Below are 17,168 nucleotides of genomic sequence, written 5' to 3' on the forward strand. Positions count from 1 at the left end.
GCCAATGCGGATTTACTCCCCTGCCGTTTCGAAAATGCTTCCCCCACCGCGCTCGGGAACTCGGCTACGCGTCCGCCGGCTTCCGGAACAGCACCATCGCCGAGGCGCCGAAGGCCTCGGTGTCGGTCTGCACGACGGTCACCGCCTCGAACCCGTGCCGGCAGATCTCCTCGGCCAGGGCGTCACCGGAGCGCTCCGAGAACGGCAGCACCTCCAGGTCGATGTCCTTCTCACCCTCGGCGACCCGGATCTTGCGGGGGATCACCCGGCCCGGCACCAGGTCGGCGGCGACCCCGTCGTAGTCCGGGATGGAGAAGAAGCCCTTCCCCCACTCGCTCGCGCAGTGGTCCACCACGAAGTGCCCGCCCGGGCGCAGGATGTCGAACACCCGGGAGATGTGCCGGGAGCGCTGCTCCTCGTCGACGAGCATGTGCAGGCAGCCCATGTTCATCGCGAGGTCGAAGCTGTCGTCCTCGAAGCCGCGCAGGTAGATGATGTCGCGCTCGACGAACCCGGAGGCGTCCAGCTTCGCGGCGGTGGCCCGCTCGCGCGCCCGGGACAGCGCCGAGTGCGACACGTCGACCGAGACCACCGAGTGGCCCTGCTCCAGCAGGTACAGCGAGTCGCGGCCCTCACCGCAGCCCAGGTCGATGATCTGACCGGCGAAGATCTCCGGGCGGGCGTCCATCATCTGCCGGAGCGAGGCGTTCGGCTCCGCCGACTCCCACAGCTCGGCGCCGTTCTCGTAGACGGTCCGGTAGCGGTCCTCGTAGCCGAAGTAGTAGTCGCCGATCTCGGCGACGATGCTGCGCACGTCGTCGCTGGTGGGCGAGAACTCCACCGGCGAGGCGGTGACCGCCGCCGCCGCGCCCACGGTCTTCAGCACGGTGCCGTCGACGAGCCCGATCGCCAGGATGTACTGCGAGTCGTCGCACTCGACCGCCTCGCCGACCCCGAAGGGCGCGCAACAGGAGCGCAGCGCGTCCAGGGTCAGCGCGGCCGCCTTCTCGCAGACGAAGAACGCCGCGCGCCCCTCGCTCACCTTGACCGCGAATCCGCCCGAACCGTCCAGCTGCCACACGGTCTCCCGGCCGGCCAGCGCCAGCTCGGCGGCGTGCAGGCCCTCGGCCGCGTCGCCATCGGCCGCGAGAACCGCTCGGTAGAGGCTCATGTCGGTGCTCATTTCAGTACCCCCTGGGTGTCGTTGTCGGAAGTGCGCAGAGCCGCCAGCCGGTCCTCGTACTGCTGGAGGACGGGGCTCCGGTGCCGGAAGACCCGGCCGGATTCGCGGATCCGCTGGACGAGCTCGTAGTTGTGCGACCGGATCGCGGCCTCGATCCCGGTGAGCTCGATGACGTCACGCTGGGCGTTGCTGCCGCCCATCGCGGTCGCGAGCGGGAAGGAGCGGGCCAGCCGGGCCGCGGCGTCGGCGTAGTCGCCGGTGGTGAAGGAGCGGAAGCCGAGGAAGATGTCGGTCATCCCCTCGGGCAGTCCCCCGCCACGCGCCAGGACCGCCTCCAGCAGGGCGTCGGCCCGGCCGTACTCCCCCACCTGGCAGTAGGTCACGTACGCGTGGAAGTCGTTGAAGAGGTACCAGTTGTCCTCCAGGTAGGCCTCCCAGTCCTGGAAGAGCGACCGCCAGTAGGCGGAGAGGTCGAGCGAGGGCTTGATCAGGGCCAGCCGCCACAGCAGGGTGACGGCGTCCAGGTCCTCGGCGGAGCGCAGCGAGGTCTTGCGGCGGATGGCGATCCGGTAGCAGGCCAGGACCTCCTGGATGTTGTCCGCCAGGAGCTCGAACAGCGCGTAGTGCCACCAGATGTGGATCCGCATCGGGGTCGAGCTGGCCCGGCCGCGCATGTACTCCTGGATGTAGCCGGCGCCCTCCGCGTGCCGCCCCGTCTCGTAGAGGCAGTGCACCATCGCGTGCATCGCGTAGTTGTCGTCGGGGTTCAGCGCGAGCGCGGCCCGGCAGCGGTCGACCGCCGCCTCGATCAGACCGTTCTCCTCCAGCGTGAACGCGTGGATGCCGTAGAGGTAGCCGATCACCGGGTCGTCGGCCGCGAAGTGCCCGATGGCCGCCGTGATCCACGGCAGCTCCTGGGACAGCTCGCCGAGGAAGAAGTCCAGCATATGCGCCGCGAAGAGCGACACGGCGTCCCCGGGATACCGGTCGACGACGGTCCGGAAGCCGTCCCGGGCGGTCGCGAGGTCACCGGCGGTCCAGGCGCCGAGGGCGGCGAGCACCGCCCCGGTCCGCGGCTCGGCGGCGCCGGCCGCGGCGAGCGAGGCCCGGATCGTCTCGGCCTCGGTGACCGCCGGGCGCTCCATGCTGCACAGCAGGTCGACGGCGAGCATCAGCTGCAGCGGGACGGGCGGGGTGTTCCCGGCGGACGGCCGACATCGGTCGTAGTCCAGTCTCATGGAGACCAGTTGCACGGTCGCGGCCTCGACGAGCGCCAGGTCCGCGGGCTGTTCGACGAGCTGCGGGACGCCTCGGGAGTCGGTGAGCACTGTCATTCGGACACCTCGGTCGATAAGAGTGGGGTCTTCCGGACCTTGCGGATCCCGTGGAACGAGAGGACGAGCAGGAGCGTGAGGGCGAACGGGGCCAGCCAGATCCGCTCGGACAGGTACCGCCCGCCCGCCAGCACCGCGGCCAGCAGCACCAGCGAGCTGGCGTTGGCGTTGGCCACGATCGCGCCGACCTGGCGCGGCGAGAAGGTCTCGGCCGCCTCCGCCCGGAGGAGGACCCGCAGCGAGCCGAAGACGCAGCCGAGCACGAAGATGGCGACCATCTGCGGCGCGCCGAAGGCCGGCACCAGCAGCCAGACCGCGATCGCCGCCGGCACCGCGACGGAGGCTCCCACCAGCAGCCACCGCACGTCCAGGGTGTCCGTGAGGCGGTGCAGGAACGTTCCGGCGACGGCCATGCCGATGCCGAGCAGCATGTCCAGGACGCCGACGGTGAACATGCTCCCGCCGTGGTCCAGGGCCTGCAGCGGCAGCATGAAGTTGAACGTGCCGAGCACCGGCCAGACCAGCATGAAGGCGAGCAGGTAGAGCACCCGCAGGCCCCCGGTGTCCGCCGCGGCGGCCTCCGCCCGGGTCTCCGCCGCGACGGCCGCCGTCCGGTGCGCGCCCAGGCTCAGGACCGCGAGGACGACGAACAGCGCCGCGCAGCCGACCAGCACCCACTCGGCCGGGACCACCCGGGTGAACAGCGGCGCGAACAGCGGCCCGACCATGAGGGCGACCTGGTTGACGGTCATCGTCATCGAGCTCTGCTTGCGCAGGGTGGGGCCGTCGAAGCCGGCCGCCTCGTCGTTGAACCACACCTCCCAGGCCGATTCCAGGAAGAAGAAGCAGATCCACAGGACGAAGTTGAGCGCGACCACCGCCTGCACGTGGGACCAGGCGGCCGCGATCAGCAGCAGGCTGAGGCCGACTCCGGCGAGACCCGCGGCGGTCATCCTGGCCCCGCTGGTGACGGGCAGGAAGCGGATCAGCGGCGGGACGAAGACGGCGGGGACGAAGGAGAGGGTGGTGGAGACGGCGAGGGCGTCGTAGCCCCCGCCGTGCGCCGAGGCGATGTGCCAGTTCAGGAGCAGTAGCACTACTCCGTTGAAGAATCGGTAGAACCCGGAGTAGAGCGCGTACCGCTTCATTAGCCGGCTGCCTCACCCATCACGAAGATCTGGTCGGCCAGGTCCCGGGCCGTCGTCACCGGCAGGTCGGTCTTGGCGCCGAACAGCTCGTCCCATTCGAGCTCGATCAGGCCCTCCCTGGTGCTCCAGTTCTTGGCGGCCTGGGAGACGTCGCCGGGCTTGGCGCTGATGTTGATCGTCCGCACCTCGGGCGGCAGCGGCTTCCCGTCCAGGACGTCCTCGATCCGGCCCGGGGCGGCCTTGAGGAACGCGATCGCCGAGGTCCGGGTGGGCACCGCGGCGGCCGCGACGTCCAGGAGGTCGGTGCCGAGGTACGAACCGATGTGCAGCGCGTAGGGGTTGAGCGCGTAGGCCCGCTCGACCTGGTCCATGATCCCGTCGCCGCCCGGCCGGGCCGCGACCTCGATCACCCAGGGCGCGCCGTCCGCGCCGAACTTGATCTCGACGTGGGCGAGGCCGCGGTCGATGCCCAGCGCGGTGCAGGCCGCCTCGGCCAGCTCGGTCAGCTCCCGGTCGCCGGTGCGGTGGCTGGGCACCAGGTGCGCGAGCTCGGCGAACCACGGGCGGGGCGACAGGTACTTCTCGGTCACCGCGAGCACCCGGGCCCGGCCGGCGCCGCACAGCACCTCGACGGACACCTCGTCGTCGGAGTCGACCATCTGCTCGACCAGGTACTTGTCGCCGAGGATGTTGAAGGCCTCGCCGTACTGGGCGATGACGCCCTTGGACTCCGCGAGACCGGCGAGCGCCTCCTCGCGGGTGGTGGCCAGCACGACCCCGCCGCTGCCGCCGAAGTCGTACGGCTTGATGACCACCGGCAGCCCGAGCTCCTCGACGGCCGCCAGCAGCTCCTGCTCGGACTCGACCAGCCGGGACCGCGGGGTCCGCACGCCGGCGGCCAGCAGGGCCTCCTTCATGGCGTGCTTGTTGCGGGCGTTGGTCACCGTCGTGGCGTCCAGGCCGCCCAGGCCCAGGGCGCGGTTGACGGCGTTCGCCGAGTCCACCGTCCAGTCGTTGAGCGGGACCACGATCCGGGGGTGCCGGCCGTGCGCGGCCTCCGCGCGGATGGCCCCGAGCAGGGCGTCCGCGTCCTTGGGGTCCGCGGCCAGCATGTGGTCGAAGGTACGGTTCCGCTTGCGGACGGGGTCCTCCGTGGCCGCCCAGACCGGGAGATCGACCGCCTGCTTCGCCCCCGAGAAAGCGCGCTCACGCAGATACTGATCGGCCCCGAGCAGGAGAACGTACTCATTCTTTAAAGGCATGAAAAATTCACCGATCCCCCGTCAAAAGCGGCGCCCGATCCAGATTTTCACCACAGCAGACAACCCGGGGTCGTGAATCGATCCGTCGCCGGCTCCCGCGCTTCTGACCGCGTTCCGACAAAGCACTCCGCGTGACCCCGGCTTCTGTTGCAGGAGCGTAAAGCGAGTCGGGCCGATGTGGCAAGAGCCGGTGGGCCCGGGAACCGCCCGACACACCACCCCCGACACCTCCGGCGGAGGTCAGGGCGTCGCGGGGCGGCCGACCGAAGGCCGGCACGGCCGCGCCCGTGGCTGAAAACAGACGTCCGCCACGCCCGTCATTTCGGTGACTGGTCGTCACATTGCGGCTGCCGACAGCGATCGGAAAATGCGTCAGCCGGTCGACCGTGTCGACGGCACGTGTACGACGCGTTCCCGGGTACGGTCGCTGCGAACGGCTCGGAGTCCGCGCATCGGTCCGACCGGCATGGCGTGCGTAGCGGCTGGTTGAAGGCGGGTAAGACCCTTGAACGGTGCGGTGGACGATGCGGTGGACGCCGACGGGATCCTGCTGTCGGCCCTCGCCCCCGACTCCCGGGACGACCCCTACACCCCCCTCGCGGCGCTGCGCGACGCGGCTCCGGTCCACCACCACGAGCCGCTGGACACCCGCTTCCTGACCAGGTACGCCGACTGCCAGGCCGTCCTGTCCGGCCCCTCCTTCGCGGTGCCGGACCGGGAGTGGCTGGTGCGGGAACGCCCCGAGTGGCTGGACCGCCCGGCGGCGGACTTCTTCTACGCCTCCCTGCTCGGCACCAACGGCGCCGCCCACGACCGGCTCCGGCGGCCGCTGGCCGGGGCGTTCGGTCGCGGGCGGATCGCCGAGCTGTCGGCCGACGTGGAGCGGACCGCCGACGAACTGCTCGACCGCTTCGCCGACGCCACCTCGGACGGCGGCGCGGCGGACTTCCAGGCGCTGGTGGGCTATCCGCTGCCGGTCGCCGTGGTGGGCGGGCTGATCGGGGTCCCCCGGGCGGACCAGGAGCAGTTCCACCGCCTCGGGCAGGACGCCGCCCGGCTGCTGGAGCCGGTGCGCTCCGCGGCGGACTGGCGACGGGCCGACGCGGCGGTGACCGCGCTGCGCGAGTACTTCGCCGCGCTGCTGCGCGAGCGGCGGGCCCGCCCGGCCGGGGACCTGGCCTCCACCCTGCTCGCCGAGGCCGCCGCCGAGCGGGCGCCGGTCGCCGAGCACGAGCTGGCGGACCTGCTCCTGCTGCTCTTCGTCGCCGGGTTCGAGACCACCGCCGGGCTGCTCGGGCTCACGGTGTTCGCGCTGCTGACCCACCCCGACCAGGCGGCGCTGCTGCGGACCGACCCGGCCCTGCTGCCCGGCGCGGTCGAGGAGTCACTGCGCTGGGACGGGCCGGTGCTGATGACCGAGCGGCTCGCGGTGCACACCACCGAGGTGGCCGGGGTGACCGTCCCGGCCGGGGGCAGCGTGACCACCGTGCTCGGCGCCGCCAACCGCGATCCGCTCCGGTACCCCGACCCGGACGCGTTCCTGGTCCGGCGCCCGGACGTCCGGGTGCTCAGCTTCGGCGCCGGTCCGCACTACTGCTTCGGCGCGGCACTGGCCCGGCTGGAGGCGGTCGCGTTGCTGGGCCGGCTGCTGGCCCGGTTCCCCGGACTCCGCCTCGCCGGACCGGGAGTGCGGCGCCCGTCGGCCTGCCTGCGCTCGTTCGACGAACTGCCCCTCGCCACCACCGGCCGGTGACCGCGTCCCACCCGGTCCGGCCACCCGCGCCGGACGCCGCCGCCACTCCCCCGAGGACCCGCCCGTGAACTTCCTGCACCGTGAACGCGCCGAACTCGACACGCTCATGCCCGGGTTGGACCGCGCGCTCACCCGCTACCCGCTGGAGGTGCTGGAGCGCACGCCCAGCCCGGCCATCGAGGAGTTCAAGCGCGCCGGCGGCCCCGGACTGCTGGTCCCCGCGGCCCACTCCGGCGCCGGCGCGAGCGCGCTGCAGGCCGTCCGGGTGCAGCGCGCGGTCGGCGCCCGCTGCCCCTCGCTCGCGGTCGCCACCACCATGCACCACTTCTCGATCGCCGGCCTGGTGGCGGCCGCGGAGTACGGCGGCGGCCCGGCGGGCCCGCTGCTGGCCGCCATCGCCACGGACCGGATGCTGGTGGCCTCCGCCTTCGCCGAGGGCCGGCCCGGCCAGAACATCCTCACCCCGCACCTCACCGCCGCCCGGCGCGGCGACCGGATCGTGCTGAACGGCCGCAAGATGCCGTGCAGCCTGTCCCGCTCGATGGACCTGCTCACCGCCTCCGTCGCGCTCACCGGCGCGGACGGCGTCGAGCGCCTCGCCGTCGCGCTGATCCCGGCGGCCACCCCGGGCGTCACGGTCCGCCCGTTCTGGGGCACGCCCATCCTGGCCGGCGCCGAGAGCGACGAGGTGCTCCTCACCGACGTCGAACTGCACCCGGACATGGTGGTGCCGACCGACGTCACCGCCGACGCGGTGCCGGACGCGCTGAACGTCGCGGGCTTCCTCTGGTTCGAGGTGCTGCTGACCGCCGGCTACCTCGGGATGGCCAGCGCGCTGGTCGAGCGGACCCTGCGCCGCCCGGGCGGCGGCGAGGACGATCCGACGCCCTACCTCGTCCCGGTCGAGGCCGCGATGCTCGCCGTGGAGGCCGTCGCCCGCGCGATGGCGCACGAGGAGTGGGACGAGGCGCTGCTGGTCCAGGCGCTGACCGCGCGGTACGCCGCCCAGGACGCGATCGCCCGCGCCACCAAGGCGTGCCTGGCGGCCCTGGGCGGGATGGCGTTCATCGGCTCGCCGGAGGGCTCCTACCTCGCCTCGGCCGCCGTCGGCCTGACCTTCCATCCGCCGGCCCGCACCAGGATGGCCCGCCCGCTGCGGGAGTTCCTGGACGGCCGCGCCCTGCGGATCGGCTGAGGCGGTGGACCAGCCGACGGAGCCGCCGGGCACGCCCCGGGTGCGGGACCGCCACCGGGAGGAGGACCGCCACCGGGTGGAAGTGCTGCGCAGCGTCGAGGAGTTGCCGGCCGGCTTGTGGGAGCGGCTCGCGCCCGCGGACGACCCGATGTGGTCCCGGGGCGTCTTCACCGCCCTGGAGCGCAGCCGGATCGGGCCGGAGGGCTACGCCTACCTGGTGCTGCGCCGGGCCGGGGAGCCGGTGGCGGTGCTGCCGCTCTGCCTGTTCCGCGACCTGATGCTCGACCGGGTCGTCGGCCCGCGCGAGCGGCGGCTGCTCGCCCCGGTGCGCAGGCTGGCGCCCCGGCTGCTCCGGGTGCCGATGCTGTTCTGCGGGAACCTGCTCGGCCAGGGCCACGTCCTGGCGGCCGGCCCGCGCGGCGCGCCGGCCGCCCGGCTGCTGGTGGCGGCGGTCCTCGAGTTCGCGCGGCGCGAGCGGCTGGGCACCGTGGTGTTCAAGGACTTCGCGGCAGCCGACCTCGCCCCCCTGCGCGCGGCGCTGACGGCGGCCGGCTTCTTCCTGGTGCCGAGCCTGCCCGACACCGAACTCGGCCTGGACGCGGCCTCGTTCGAGGAGTACCTGGCCGCACTGCCGGCCAAGCCGCGGCGCAACGCCCGGGCCAAGCTCCGCCGGTTCGCGGCCCGCCCCGGGCTCCGGATCGACGTCCTGGACGAGTTCGGCCACCTGCTCCCGCAACTGCTCGCCCTCTACCGGCAGGTGATGGAGCGGGCCGACCAGACCCTGGACGTGCTCGACCACGCGTTCCTGGCGGCGGTGGCGGACGGGGAGGGCCTGCGCCGGCGGCTGGTGGTCTGCTTCGAGGGGGACCGGGCGGTCGGCTTCCTGCTCTGCCTGTTCGCGGGCGCGGGCGCCACCGGTGCCCGGATCGGCCTGGACTACCGCCTCGCCCACGAGGCCGCGCTCTACCACAACCTGCACTACGCCGCCGTCCGGCTGGCCCTGGCCGACGGCTGCCGGCACATCCGCTTCGCCCAGACCGCCTACGTCCCGAAGGTGGAGCTGGGCTGTGCGCTGGTCGAGCAGTGGTACGCGATGACCCACGTCCGGCCGCTGCCCCGGGCCGTGCTCCGGCGGGTGCTCCCGCCGGCCCTGACCGCCGCGCTCGCCGAGGCCCTCGGCCCGCACGGCCCGGCGAACCCCCACCCGATGACGCCGCACCCGACAGATCCCCACCCGAACCGACGTGAAGAGAGGCCGCCCCGTGCCCCGCGTTGAAGTGGAGTTGCCCATCGCCGTGGCCCCCGAGGAGGCCTGGCCCGTGGTGGTGGACGTCCTCGGCTACCCCGGCTTCATGACGAGCGTCGACTCGGTCGAGATCGTCGACCAGCCCGACGAGCGGCACCGCACCACCGCCTGGTCGGTCCGGCTCAAGGGCTCCGTCCTGCGCTGGACCGAGGCCGAGCTGATCGACCACGCCGCCCGCCGGTTCGACTTCGAGCAGATCAGCGGAGACCTCGGGCGGCTGGTCGGCCACTGGGCCGTGACGGCCGGACCGGACGGCGGCAGCACGGTGGCCCTGCACGTCGACTTCGACCTCGGCATCCCGCTGCTCGCGGAGATGCTCGACCCCGTGGCGGCGGACGCCTTCCGGGAGAGCGCGGCCCAGATGCTCGGCGCCCTCGAAGAGCGGCTGCTGCTCCAGCGGGCGGCGCGGTGAGGACGCCGACGGCCGCCGGTCCCGCGGACGCCGTCGCCGTCTTCGACCGGCTGCGCCGCCACTCCTCCCCCAAGCTCGCGCTGACCGGCGGCTTCGCCGGGCGGGGCGCCGTCGAGACGGCCGCCGAGGGCTGCCGGGTGACGCTCTCCGACGGCCGCACCGCGCTGGACTTCGGCTCCTACGCCGTCACCCTGCTCGGCCACCGCCACCCGGCGGTGGCCGAGGCGGTCCGCCACCAGCTCGACGCCATGCCGACCGCCACCCGCAGCCTGGCCAACCCGGTCGCCGCCGAGGCCGCCGCCTGTCTGAGCGGCTACCTGGGCGACGTGCTCCCGAAGGTCTACTTCGGCCTCAACGGGGCCGACGTGGTCGAGGTCGCGGTCAAGCTGGCCCGGCTGGCCACCGGTCGCGAACGGGTGCTGGCGGTGCGCGGCGGATTCCACGGCAAGTCGCTCGGCGCGCTCGCGCTGACGCACAGTCCGCTCTACCGGACCGGCCTGCTCGGCTGCGCCGTCGACGTCGCCCACCTCGACGCCGACGACCCGCGGGCACTGCGGCGCGAACTCGCCCGCGGCGAGGTGGCCGCCGTCGTCCTCGAACCCGTGCAGGGCGAGAACGGCGCCGTGCCGCTGTCCACCGAGGTGCTGCGCCGGTGGTGCGAGGACGCGGCGAGACACGGCGGCTTCGTGATCGCCGACGAGATCCAGTGCGGGCTGCGCCGCTGCGGGGAGCGCTCGGTCGCGCTCGCCGACGGGCTGCCCGTCGACGCGGTGCTGTTCGGCAAACCGCTGGGCGGCGGCATCGTCCCGCTGTCGGCCATGCTCTGCACCGAGCGGCTGTACGCGCCGCTGGCCGCCGATCCGTTCCTGCACTCGGCGACCTTCGGCGGCCACCCATTGAGCTGCGCCGCGGTCCCCGCCGCCCTCACCGCGATCGAGCGACTCGCCGAGCACGGCCGGTGGTTGTCCGAGCGGCTGGACGAACTGCTGGCCGGGCTGCGGGCCCGCCACCCGGAGGTCGTGCGGGCGGTGCGCGGCCGCGGCCTGCTCCGGGGCGTCGACTGCGTCTCCCCGCACGCCGCCGGCTCCGTGGTGGTCGAACTGGCCGGCGCCGGACTGCTGGTGTCGCCCTGCCTCGGCCGCCCCACCACCGTCCGGCTGCTGCCGCCGCTGGTCTGCACGCCGGCCGACCTGGCGGAGGCGGCCGCGCTGCTCGACACCGCGCTCGCCGCGACCGCGCGGACCCTGCGACAAGGAGGCGCCGGGTGACCACGACCGGCGCGGACGCCGCCCGACGCGGCGGAAGGAGCGAGGACATGCCCACCCGGGAGGAACTGGCCGTGACGGTCAGAACGGTCATCTCCGACGTCCTCGGCACGGACCCGGCCGACGTGCGGGAGCACACCAACCTGATGGAGGACTGCGGGATCGACAGCCTGGAGCTGATGGAGATCGGCGCCCGGCTGGAGCGGGTGCTGCGGCTGCGGATCGAGCCGGACGACCTGACCCGGGCCCGGGACGTCGGCCACGCCATCGACCTGCTGCGCCTCCGGCTGGACCGCCCCGTATGAGCGGCCGCGAATCCTCGGGCGGGCGCGGGTCGGACCGGCACCCTTCGGGCGGGCACCGGGTCGCCGTCACCGGGATCGGCGTCAAGTCACCCGCGGGCCACGGGATCGAGGAGGTGTTCGCCGCGCTGCTGACCGCCCGGTCGGTGGCCGGCCGGGTGGAACGGCTGGTCGAGGCGGACGTCCCGGTCCACTTCGCCTGCCTGGTACCGCCGTTCGACCTCGACGGCTACCTGAGCCTGCGCGAGGCGCGCCAGATGGACCGACCGGCCCAGCTGCTGCTCTGCGCCGCCGCGGACGCGCTGGCCGACGCCCGGCTCCCCGCCGACCAGCCGGCCGACCGGGTCGGCGTGCAGATCGGCACCGGGATCGGCGGCCTGTCCAGCATGGAGGACGCCACGGCCGGCTATGTCTCCCGGCCCCGCGACCTGCCGGTGCACACGGTGCCCCGGACCATGGCCAACTCCCCCGCCTGCCGGCTCGCCCTGCGCTACGGCTTCCAGGGCACCTGCACGACCTACTCCAGTGCCTGCGCGAGCGGCGGCACCGCACTCGGCGAGGCCGCCCGCCGGATCCGCCACGGCGAGCTGGACGTGGCGGTGGCCGGCGGCGTCGACGCGGGCGTCAGCACGGTGGTGATGGGCTCCTTCGCCAAGATGCGGGCTCTGTCCACCAGGAACGACGACCCGGCGCGGGCCAGCCGCCCGTTCGACGCCGACCGGGACGGCTTCGTGATGGGCGAGGGCGCGGCCGTCCTGGTGCTCGAACGGCTGGACGCGGCCCGGGCGCGCGGCGCCGTCGTCCACGGCGAGATCGCCGGCTACGCCGAGAACTGCGACGCCTTCCACATCGTGGCCCCGCACGAGGACGGCGCGGTGGCCGCGCGGTGCATGCGGCAGGCCCTCGCCGACGCCGGGCTGACCCCGGCGGACATCGGCCACGTCAGCGCGCACGGGACGTCGACGGTGCCCGGCGACCGCGCCGAGGCCCGGGCGATCGACCGGTGCTTCGACGGGCAGTCGCCGCCGGTCACGGCGGTCAAGGGGGTCACCGGCCACCTCATCGGCGCTGCCGGCGCCCTGGAGGCGGCGCTCGCCCTGCTCTGCGCGGCGCGCGGCGTGGTGCCGCCGGTCGCCAACCTCCGCAGCAGCCCGGAGGCGGACTGGGCGGACCTGGTGCGCGGCGCGGCGCGCACGATCGCGCCCGCGCCGGTGCTGTCCAACTCCTTCGGCTTCGGCGGGCAGAACGCCTGCCTGGTGCTCGCCCCGCCGTGAGCATCTCTCTCCTCCCTCCTTTCCCCATCCCCCCTTCCGTGGAGCAGCCATGCGCGTCCTGGTCACCGGCGCGACCGGAGTGGTCGGCACCGAGCTCGTCCGACACCTGCGCGACGCCCCCGCCGCGCGCGGCCACACGCTCGTCCCGGTGGCCCGGCGGGGCGACGCGGTGGTGCGGTGGCGGATGGGCGCCGAGCCGCCGCCCGCCGAACTGGCCGGGCACTGGGACGTGATCGTGCACGCGGCGGCCAGCACCCGCTGGACCCTCCGCCGGGAGGAGGCGGTCGCCGCCAACATCGATCCGCTGCGGGCCGTCCTCGCCCTCGCCGACCGCGACACCCACCTCGTCCAGGTCTCGACCGCGTACGTCGGCGGCGTCCGCAACCCGGAGGACCTGCGCGGCGCCCAGTTCGAGGGCTACCGCAACGGCTACGAGTGGTCCAAGGCCCGCTGCGAGGAGATCGCCCGACAGGAGCACCCCGGTCCGCTGACCCTGGTCCGTCCGCCGTTGGTGGTCGGCCGGCGGGGCAGCGGGGAGATCGCCCGCTTCTCCGGGCCCTACACGCTGTTCCAGGCGCTGGTGTCCGGGACGGCCGCGGTCGTGGTCGGCGACCTCGCCGGGTACGCGGAGATCGGCCCGGTGGACGACGTCGCGACGGTGCTCGCCGCCGCCGTGCTCGGCGCCGCCCCGGAGCGGCCCAGGACCGAGGTGATCGCCGGCGGGCCCGGCAGCCTGACCCTCGACACCCTGCTCGACGTCGTCTGCGGCACCCTCAACGAGTTCCGGACGGCCCACGGCGTCGGCCCGATCGAGCGGCCGCCCCTGGTGTCGACCGACAGCTGGAACCGGTTCTTCCTCCCGCTCGCCGAGCAGTACCTCTCGCCGGTCCAGAACCAGGCGGTCAAGCTGCTCGCGATGTTCCAGAGCTACACCAGCATGACCCGGCCCTTCGAACCCACCTGGACGGTGAGCGATCCGGCCGCGGCGATGGCCGCCTCCGTCCGCCACTGGGCGGAGCGCAAGCCCCGCCTCGCGCTGGCCCGCCCCGAACCGTGGCCGCTGCTGCTGCGGTCCGGCCCGAGCACCTGATCCCCCCGGAATTCACGGGAGTTCGGCGCGGGAGCGTGCCATGATCGCGCGATGGCCTTCTCATCATCAGGACGGGTCGCGACCCCGGTGCTCGACATCGCCTACGAGCACGTCGGCGCACCCGACGGCACGCCCGTGATCCTGCTCCACGGATTCCCCTACGACGTGCGGGCGTACGACGACGTCGCGCCGGGGCTCGCCGACCGCGGCGCCCGGGTGCTCGCCCCGTACCTGCGCGGCTTCGGACCGACCCGGTTCCGGGACGACGCCACGCTCCGCTCCGGACAGCAGGCGGCGCTCGCCCAGGACGTGTTCGACTTCATGGACGCGCTGGAGATCGACGCCGCCGTCCTCGCGGGCTACGACTGGGGCGGCCGGGCCGCGTGCATCGCCGCCGCCCTGCGCCCCGAGCGCGTGCGCGGCCTGGTCACGGTCGACGGCTACAACGTCCAGGACCTCGCCCACGCCGGGGAGCCCGCCGCCCCGGCGTGGGAGCGCGACTACTGGTACCAGTACTACTTCCACTCCGAGCGCGGCCGCACCGGCCTCCGGCGCAACCGCGAAGAGCTGTGCGAACTGCTCTGGCGCACCTGGTCGCCCACCTGGGCCGGGGCGGGCGCGGCCTTCGCCGCCAGCGCGGCGAGCCTGCACAACCCCGACTTCGTCGACGTGGTGATCCACTCCTACCGGCACCGCTTCGGCCTGGCCGAGGGCGACCCCCGCTACCAGGAGCTGGAGGACCTCATCGCCGCCCAGCCGCCGATCTCCGTCCCCACCGTGGTGCTGGAGAGCGGCGCCGACGGGATCGCCGGCCCGAGCGCCGCCGAGGACCGCGACTGCTTCACCGGCCCGTACGAGCACCGCCTCCTCCCGGGCATCGGCCACAACGCCCCCCAGGAGGCCCCCGAGGCCTTCACCGACGCCGTGGCCGGCCTGCTGCCCCGCTGAGCCCCCCACCTGGCCGGACTCAGCGGGCTCGCGCCAGGTTCTTCTCGAACGCGGCGAGGTAGTTCGGCAGGTGGTGGTCCTTGACGGCGTCGGTCTCGGGCGCGAACAGGTCGGCGCTCACCCCCTTCGCCCCGTCCCGCAGCCGCGCCGCCAGCGGCATCGCCTCGTGCAGGCCCCCGTCGGCGTCGAAGTAGCGCAGCGCCTCGACATGGGTGAAGAACGGCCCGGGCGGCAGGTGCGGGACGATGTCGTTGTTGTTGACGAAGCGGTAGCAGCGCTGCCGGAACGCCGCGTTGTGGGCGCCCGCGAGCAGGCGCTCGCAGGTGCGGGGCTGCCCGAAGGTGTAGACGCCGTCCGGCAGGAGCCGCGGCTCCTCGAAGTAGAATGTGCTCCCGGCCAGCATCGCCAGCGCGCCGCCGAGGCTGTGTCCGGTGAACCAGACGGTCTGGCCCTCGGTGCGCAGCTCCTTCACGGTGTCGCGGATCCCGGGGTAGACCGACCGCAACGCCTGGTGGAACCCGTAGTGCACGAACCCCTTGTCGGCCGGGCCGGGCACGGGCGGGGTGTTCACATCGGTGAGCCAGTCGTAGATCTTCAGCACCTCGGTGCCCCGGAACCCGGTGACGATCATGCGATCGCTCGCCATCACGTACGCCTGGGTGTCCTCGATCGGGAACGGCATCGCGTGCGTCGACTCGAAGTGCCTGACCTCGTCGAAGCCCCAGTCCCTCGCCTCCTTCTCCAGCGCCCCCCGGTCCAGGCCGGCCAGGCCCGCCGCGCGCGCCATCCAGTAGGCGTGGGAGAGCGAGTAACGGGTCGTCGAATGATCGAAAGCGGGCAGGGCCACCGTTGTCCTCCGAGAAGAGTCCGAGAAGAGCCTTTGCGGGTCGCCCAGCACAGTAGACCCGTAGACGAACCACCCCTCCCCGCCACGCCGGACCGGCGGCCGCCGAGGTCGGTCACCCATGGCCACTCAGGGTCAGCCCGCGCTCACCCGACGGTCCGGGCGGCCGCTCTCCGGGTCGAGGTCGACGACGAACACCTCACCGCCCCCGGTGGTCAGCCTGATCCGGTCCGGACCGTCCCACTCCGCCGAGGTCAGCGCGTTGTCGACGGCGTCGCCGTTGAAGTAGCCGACCGGCCACCGCCGCGCGGTCAGCCCGGATCCCTCGTCCACCGAGACCCACCACAGCGGATCGATCATCGCGCTGCCCTCGTGGATCACCAGGCTGCGGTCCGCACCGTCCGGGGCAGGCCGGTCCGCCGTCTTCCTCGGCATGCTGCCAAACATCAGCAGCCCGAAGGGCGCCGCCAACAGCGCGCCGGCGAGGAGCGGGACCAGCAGCTGCGCCCTGATCAGCCAGGAGCGGATCCCGATCAGGATCGCGAGGACGAGTAGCACCACGACCAGGGCGCCGAACGGCAGCGGGTGATAGCAGGCCTCGATCACCACCACCAGCCCGCCGTCCTGGCTCGCCCGCGCCCCCGCGTACGTCAGCGCGACGAGCAGCACGGCCGACGCGAGGAGTCCGAGCGCGAGGGTCCGCCGCCTGCGTGGCGACCAGCGGGGCCGTCCGGCCGCCCCTGCCTCGGGTGCCGGGCCCCCTCCTGCCACCGGCTCCGCCGTCGCTCGCCCGCCGCGCTCGTCCACAGTCCCGCCCCCGGTCATGACACCCCGTCGAGTCGATCGATTCGTGTCGAGAGGGTACCGGGTGCCGGACAGCCGGGCTCAGGGGGCGGTGAAGAGGGTGGGGAAGGTCAGGGCCAGCCAGGGGCGGCGGCCCCAGGCGAGGACCTTGGCGCGGGTGAGGGCGGTGGTGGCGTCGCAGCGGCCCAGGGCGATCAGGAGGAAGGTGACCGGTTCGGTGAGGATGGTGCAGTCCGGGCGGCGCGGCGGGTCCTGGTCGACCACGGCGGCGCCGTCCGTGAACGTCACCGCGAAGCCGCCCAGGCCGCGGACCCGGAGCCGGTAGCAGGCTGTGTGGCCGGCGGCGGCGCGGGTGTCCACCACCCGTGGCATCGCCGCCCGCAGGAACGGCATGGTCAGCCCGACCCGCCGCCGGTCGATCGGGTGCGGTCGCCCCAGCGCGACGGCGATGTCGTAGAGGTGGCCGAGCATGTGGGTCAGCAGGTAGGCGCCGAGGGTGTCCAGGTCCATCGGGCCGAGCGGGGTCGTCACCGGCTCGGCGCCGGCGCGGGCGGCGGCCGCCCTGGTGAACCGGCGCGCCTGTCGGGCGATGTCCCCAGCGAGGACGGCCGGGTCCCGCTCGGGCCAGTCGGCCAGCGAGACCTCGTTCGCCGCCGCCAGCGAGCCCGGCGTGCCGTCCCCGTACGGTCGGTCCTCCCCCACCGCCAGCGCGGCCATCAGCTCGTTGGCCATCGCCAGGTGCGCGGCGGCCTCGGCGACCGTCCACTCCGCACCCGGGATCGGGGTGTCGCCGCGGCAGCCGGCGAGGAGCGCGGCCGCCTCGTCGCCGACCGCGGCGACCGCCTCGAAGAGCGCGGAACGCGCGCCGTCAGGACCGTGCGGAGGGAGCGGGAGCGTCATGGAGGTGAACACTGGACCACCCTGCGGGTCGGTGTCCAGACCCCTGCCGCGCCGCTGCCTCAGCCGCCGGACGGCCGGCGGGCGAGCGGCCGCAGCCGCACGCGGTGCGGGCGCAGCACCGTCGTCAGGCGCGCCGGGCGGGCGTCGG

Annotated in this window: 16 protein-coding genes; 9 read left to right on the forward strand and 7 right to left on the reverse strand. The window is 73.8% G+C overall.

Features of this window, described 5'->3' with window-relative positions; translation table 11 throughout:
* Nucleotides 1-64 precede the first annotated feature (64 nt).
* Genes AB0N76_RS24145 through AB0N76_RS24160 form a run of 4 tightly spaced genes read right to left on the reverse strand, consistent with a single transcriptional unit; the run spans nt 65 to nt 4,777 of the window.
* The gene (locus AB0N76_RS24145) at nt 65-1,171 is read right to left on the reverse strand and encodes a methyltransferase domain-containing protein (RefSeq protein ID WP_363560158.1); all 1,107 of its coding nucleotides are present in this window, start codon (nt 1,169-1,171) and stop codon (nt 65-67) included.
* 8 nt (nt 1,172-1,179) lie between these two features.
* Nucleotides 1,180-2,517 carry a hypothetical protein gene (locus tag AB0N76_RS24150; RefSeq protein WP_363560160.1) on the reverse strand — a complete coding sequence of 446 codons (1,338 nt, stop codon included), beginning with the start codon at nt 2,515-2,517 and terminating at the stop codon, nt 1,180-1,182.
* Nucleotides 2,514-3,614 carry a hypothetical protein gene (locus tag AB0N76_RS24155; protein WP_363560162.1) on the reverse strand — a complete coding sequence of 367 codons (1,101 nt, stop codon included), beginning with the start codon at nt 3,612-3,614 and terminating at the stop codon, nt 2,514-2,516. Before AB0N76_RS24155 ends, AB0N76_RS24150 begins: the two co-directional genes overlap by 4 nt.
* Nucleotides 3,615-3,664: 50 nt before the next feature.
* Nucleotides 3,665-4,777 (reverse strand): ATP-grasp domain-containing protein, encoded by a 1,113-nt coding sequence (locus tag AB0N76_RS24160; RefSeq protein WP_363560164.1) that lies wholly within the window; start codon nt 4,775-4,777, stop codon nt 3,665-3,667.
* Between the two features lie 667 nt (nt 4,778-5,444).
* On the opposite strand from AB0N76_RS24160, the gene AB0N76_RS24165 reads away from it, so the two are divergent.
* From AB0N76_RS24165 to AB0N76_RS24205, 9 genes are all read left to right on the forward strand, one after another.
* A complete protein-coding gene (locus AB0N76_RS24165) occupies nt 5,445-6,680 on the forward strand; it encodes a cytochrome P450 (protein ID WP_363560166.1) in 1,236 nt (411 codons plus the stop codon).
* A 64-nt stretch (nt 6,681-6,744) separates the two neighbouring features.
* Nucleotides 6,745-7,875 carry an acyl-CoA dehydrogenase family protein gene (locus AB0N76_RS24170; protein ID WP_363560168.1) on the forward strand — a complete coding sequence of 377 codons (1,131 nt, stop codon included), beginning with the start codon at nt 6,745-6,747 and terminating at the stop codon, nt 7,873-7,875.
* A gap of 4 nt (nt 7,876-7,879) precedes the next feature.
* On the forward strand, nt 7,880-9,151 hold the full coding sequence (locus AB0N76_RS24175) for a GNAT family N-acetyltransferase (RefSeq protein WP_363560170.1): 1,272 nt from the start codon (nt 7,880-7,882) through the stop codon (nt 9,149-9,151).
* Nucleotides 9,138-9,593: an SRPBCC family protein gene (locus AB0N76_RS24180; protein WP_363560172.1), complete on the forward strand. Its 456-nt coding sequence runs from the start codon at nt 9,138-9,140 to the stop codon at nt 9,591-9,593. The genes AB0N76_RS24175 and AB0N76_RS24180 overlap by 14 nt, the downstream gene beginning before the upstream one ends.
* Entirely contained in the window at nt 9,590-10,861 is a 1,272-nt protein-coding gene (locus tag AB0N76_RS24185) for an aspartate aminotransferase family protein (protein ID WP_363560174.1), read from the forward strand. Before AB0N76_RS24180 ends, AB0N76_RS24185 begins: the two co-directional genes overlap by 4 nt.
* Before the next feature lie 47 nt (nt 10,862-10,908).
* Nucleotides 10,909-11,163: an acyl carrier protein gene (locus AB0N76_RS24190; protein WP_363560176.1), complete on the forward strand. Its 255-nt coding sequence runs from the start codon at nt 10,909-10,911 to the stop codon at nt 11,161-11,163.
* On the forward strand, nt 11,160-12,434 hold the full coding sequence (locus AB0N76_RS24195) for a beta-ketoacyl-[acyl-carrier-protein] synthase family protein (RefSeq protein WP_363560178.1): 1,275 nt from the start codon (nt 11,160-11,162) through the stop codon (nt 12,432-12,434). Before AB0N76_RS24190 ends, AB0N76_RS24195 begins: the two co-directional genes overlap by 4 nt.
* 49 nt (nt 12,435-12,483) lie before the next feature.
* Nucleotides 12,484-13,524 carry an SDR family oxidoreductase gene (locus tag AB0N76_RS24200; protein ID WP_363560180.1) on the forward strand — a complete coding sequence of 347 codons (1,041 nt, stop codon included), beginning with the start codon at nt 12,484-12,486 and terminating at the stop codon, nt 13,522-13,524.
* Nucleotides 13,525-13,575: 51 nt separating this feature from the next.
* The gene (locus tag AB0N76_RS24205) at nt 13,576-14,472 is read left to right on the forward strand and encodes an alpha/beta hydrolase (protein WP_363560182.1); all 897 of its coding nucleotides are present in this window, start codon (nt 13,576-13,578) and stop codon (nt 14,470-14,472) included.
* A gap of 19 nt (nt 14,473-14,491) precedes the next feature.
* Here the strand turns inward: AB0N76_RS24205 and AB0N76_RS24210 are convergent, their stop codons facing one another.
* The 3 genes from AB0N76_RS24210 to AB0N76_RS24220 all read right to left on the reverse strand — a co-directional run bounded on the left by AB0N76_RS24210 (nt 14,492) and on the right by AB0N76_RS24220 (nt 17,020).
* The gene (locus AB0N76_RS24210) at nt 14,492-15,259 is read right to left on the reverse strand and encodes a lipase family protein (protein ID WP_363560194.1); all 768 of its coding nucleotides are present in this window, start codon (nt 15,257-15,259) and stop codon (nt 14,492-14,494) included.
* A 192-nt stretch (nt 15,260-15,451) separates the two neighbouring features.
* Nucleotides 15,452-15,985, reverse strand: a complete 534-nt coding sequence (locus tag AB0N76_RS24215; protein WP_363560184.1) for a hypothetical protein — start codon at nt 15,983-15,985, stop codon at nt 15,452-15,454.
* A gap of 216 nt (nt 15,986-16,201) precedes the next feature.
* Nucleotides 16,202-17,020: a maleylpyruvate isomerase family mycothiol-dependent enzyme gene (locus AB0N76_RS24220; RefSeq protein ID WP_363560186.1), complete on the reverse strand. Its 819-nt coding sequence runs from the start codon at nt 17,018-17,020 to the stop codon at nt 16,202-16,204.
* Nucleotides 17,021-17,168: the final 148 nt, after the last annotated feature.

Source organism: Kitasatospora sp. NPDC093806, assembly GCF_040683335.1.
Taxonomy (GTDB): Bacteria; Actinomycetota; Actinomycetes; order Streptomycetales; family Streptomycetaceae; genus Kitasatospora.

What these genes read in the sequence shown, in the direction of transcription:
- AB0N76_RS24145 (WP_363560158.1), bottom strand. Translation starts at nt 1,171, where the DNA reads ATGAGCCTCTACCGAGCGGTTCTCGCGGCCGATGGCGACGCGGCCGAG.
- AB0N76_RS24150 (WP_363560160.1), bottom strand. Translation starts at nt 2,517, where the DNA reads ATGACAGTGCTCACCGACTCCCGAGGCGTCCCGCAGCTCGTCGAACAG.
- AB0N76_RS24160 (WP_363560164.1), bottom strand. Translation starts at nt 4,777, where the DNA reads ATGCTGGCCGCGGACCCCAAGGACGCGGACGCCCTGCTCGGGGCCATC.
- AB0N76_RS24190 (WP_363560176.1), top strand. Translation starts at nt 10,909, where the DNA reads ATGCCCACCCGGGAGGAACTGGCCGTGACGGTCAGAACGGTCATCTCC.
- AB0N76_RS24195 (WP_363560178.1), top strand. Translation starts at nt 11,160, where the DNA reads ATGAGCGGCCGCGAATCCTCGGGCGGGCGCGGGTCGGACCGGCACCCT.
- AB0N76_RS24200 (WP_363560180.1), top strand. Translation starts at nt 12,484, where the DNA reads ATGCGCGTCCTGGTCACCGGCGCGACCGGAGTGGTCGGCACCGAGCTC.
- AB0N76_RS24205 (WP_363560182.1), top strand. Translation starts at nt 13,576, where the DNA reads ATGGCCTTCTCATCATCAGGACGGGTCGCGACCCCGGTGCTCGACATC.
- AB0N76_RS24210 (WP_363560194.1), bottom strand. Translation starts at nt 15,259, where the DNA reads ATGGCGCGCGCGGCGGGCCTGGCCGGCCTGGACCGGGGGGCGCTGGAG.
- AB0N76_RS24220 (WP_363560186.1), bottom strand. Translation starts at nt 17,020, where the DNA reads ATGACGCTCCCGCTCCCTCCGCACGGTCCTGACGGCGCGCGTTCCGCG.